General features: G+C 70.0%; 3 protein-coding genes. 2 read left to right on the forward strand and 1 reads right to left on the reverse strand.

Annotated elements, in window-relative coordinates; all coding sequences use genetic code 11:
- Together efeB and ESP51_RS20295 are read left to right on the forward strand one after the other, a co-directional pair.
- A partial coding sequence (gene efeB, locus ESP51_RS20290; RefSeq protein WP_129522668.1) for an iron uptake transporter deferrochelatase/peroxidase subunit occupies positions 1 to 1,204 on the forward strand: 1,204 nt, incomplete at its 5' end.
- A 70-nt stretch (positions 1,205 to 1,274) separates the two neighbouring features.
- Positions 1,275 to 2,294 (forward strand): LacI family DNA-binding transcriptional regulator, encoded by a 1,020-nt coding sequence (locus tag ESP51_RS20295; RefSeq protein WP_129522669.1) that lies wholly within the window; start codon positions 1,275 to 1,277, stop codon positions 2,292 to 2,294.
- Between the two features lie 45 nt (positions 2,295 to 2,339).
- Here the strand turns inward: ESP51_RS20295 and ESP51_RS20300 are convergent.
- Positions 2,340 to 2,655 (reverse strand): LysM peptidoglycan-binding domain-containing protein (locus ESP51_RS20300; RefSeq protein ID WP_164990622.1); only part of this gene is annotated, 316 nt, incomplete at its 5' end.

Here is a 2,655-nt window from a genome sequence, read left to right on the forward strand (position 1 = left end):
GGCCGGGGGAGCGGGCGTCGCGATCGCCGCGACGGGCGCGGGCGCGGCTGCGGGTGCGGTCGGCGCCGCGGCATCCGCCTACCCCTTCTTCGGCGATCACCAGGCCGGCATCGTCACGCCTGCGCAAGACCGGTTGCACTTCGCTGCCTTCGACGTGAGCTCGACGCTCGATCGCGACGGGCTCATCGAGCTGCTCACGGAGTGGACGGATGCCGCAGCGCGCCTCACCCAAGGGCTCGAGGTCGCCGAGGGCGGTGCCGTCGGCGGTTCCGACTACGCGCCGCCGGCCGACACGGGTGAGGCGCTCGGTCTCGCTGCGAGCGGACTCACGATCACGTTCGGGTTCGGACCGGGACTGTTCACCGACGCCGACGGCAACGACCGCTTCGGCCTCGCTGCCCGCCGGCCCGCGGGGCTCGAACCGCTGCCGCGCTTCCAGGGCGACGCGCTGCAGCCCGAGCGCAGCGGCGGCGACCTCTGCATCCAGGCGTGCGCCGACGATCCGCAGGTCGCCGTGCACGCGATCCGCAACCTCAGCCGCATCGCCTTCGGCCGCGCGAGCCTGCGCTGGTCGCAGCTCGGCTTCGGCCGCACGTCCTCGACGTCGACCGCGCAGGCGACGCCGCGCAACCTCTTCGGGTTCAAGGACGGCACCGCGAACGTGAAGGCCGAAGAGGGCGAGACCCTCGACGAGCAGGTGTGGGTCGCGGCATCCGACGAACCGGCCTGGCTCGCCGGCGGCTCGTATCTCGTCGCCCGCCGCATCCGCATGATCATCGAGAACTGGGACCGCGTGCAGCTCGGCGAGCAGGAGATGCTCGTAGGTCGCTCGAAGGGTGAGGGTGCACCGCTGTCGGGCGGCACCGAGTTCACCGAGCCCGACTTCGACGCGACCGGCGCGGCCGACAAGCCACTCATCGACGTGAACGCGCACGTTCGGCTCGCCCACCACTCGAGCAACGGCGGAGCACGGATGCTGCGCCGAGGCTACAACTTCGTCGACGGCAACGACGAGCTCGGCCGCCTCGACGCGGGCCTCTTCTTCCTCTCGTTCCAGCGCTCGCCGCAGCAGTTCATCGACGTGCAGCGGAGCCTCGCCACCGACGGGCTCAACGAGTACCTGAAGCACGTCGGCTCGGCGATCTTCGCGGTGCCGGGCGGCATCACCGAGGGCGAGTTCGTGGGCCAGGCGCTCTTCGCCTGAACGCTCGCCCCACCGCACGAATCCGGAGATGCCGGCCACGTCGTGCAGGATGGTAGCGGGGGCGTGAGCAATGAGCGGAAAGAGAGTCGGGATCACCGATGTCGCGGCCGCTGCCGGGGTGTCGATCACCACGGTGTCGCACGCCCTGAGCGGCCAGGGCAAGGTGAACGATCGAACGCGACAGCGGGTCATCGATGTCGCAGCTGAGCTCGGCTACGCTCCGAACCGGCTTGCCAGCGGATTGCGTTCGAAGCGCACGGGGATCATCGGCCTCGTGAGCGACGAAGTCGCGACGACGCCGTTCGCTGGGCGAATCGTGCTCGGCGCCCAGGAGGCGGCATCCGATCGCGGCTGGCTGGTCGTCGTTGTGAACTCAGGTGGCGACCGGCTCATCGAGCAGCGGCAGCTCGCGTCGTTGCTCGCGCAGCAGGTCGACGCGATCGTGTACGCGACCATGTCTCACCGTCCGTCCTCTTTACCGACTGCCCTGCGTACGATCCCCACCGTTCTCGTGAACACGCACGATGAGAGCATCGACGCGTCATGGATCGTCCCCGACTCGTTCACCATCGGCACGGATGCCACGCGCCACCTCATCGAGCACGGGCACGAACGCATCGCCCACCTCACGATCGCAGAGTCAGGGCTCGGGCGGGACGGTCGGGTCGCCGGGTACCGTGCGGCGATGGAGGAACACGGGCACTCGCCGATCATCGTGAGCACGCCCGAGGGCGCGACGGCTGTCGGCGGACGCGAGGCCGCCGAGCAGCTGTTCGAGCGGCATCCCGACGTGACCGCGGCATTCTGCTTCAACGACCAGATGGCCATGGGCCTCTACCAGGTCGCGGCGCTGCGCGGTGTGCAGGTGCCCGACGATCTCTCGGTGGTCGGCGTCGACAACCTCGACCTCGTGGCGGCTGCGCTGCTCCCGGGCCTGACCACCGTCGCGTTGCCCCACTACGAGATGGGTCGATGGGCGATCGACCAGGTCGCGCGCTTGCTCGAGCACGAGGATCCGCCCCCGGCGGTTCATGAGCGGTACCGGTGCGAGCTCATCGAGCGCGACTCGGTGGCCCGCCCTCGCGGTTGAAACCCCGATCTCGTGGCGTGACGAGCCGATCGGGATCGGGCGCCGTCAGCCCGTCTTCGTCCAGTCGAGGTTGATGACGTCGCCGATGTAGACGGTCTCACCGAAGTCGTGGATCTGCGGGTTCATGCGCAGCAGCTGCTGCTGCGGCAGCTCGAAGCGCTGCGCGATATCGAAGAAGTGGTCGCCCTCGACGACGGTGTAGCTCACGGGCATCCCGCTGCCGTCGGTCACGGGCGTGCCGTTCGCACCCGTCGTCGCGCCGAGATCATTGGCCGGCCCCCATTCGACGACCGGCGCCGGCGCGTTGGGCACGGGCTCGGGCGGCGGCGCGGGTTCCGCGGCAGGCGGCGGCGCCGGAGCG

Origin of the sequence: Agromyces albus, assembly GCF_004134825.1 — a bacterium.
Taxonomy (GTDB): Bacteria; Actinomycetota; Actinomycetes; order Actinomycetales; family Microbacteriaceae; genus Agromyces; species Agromyces albus.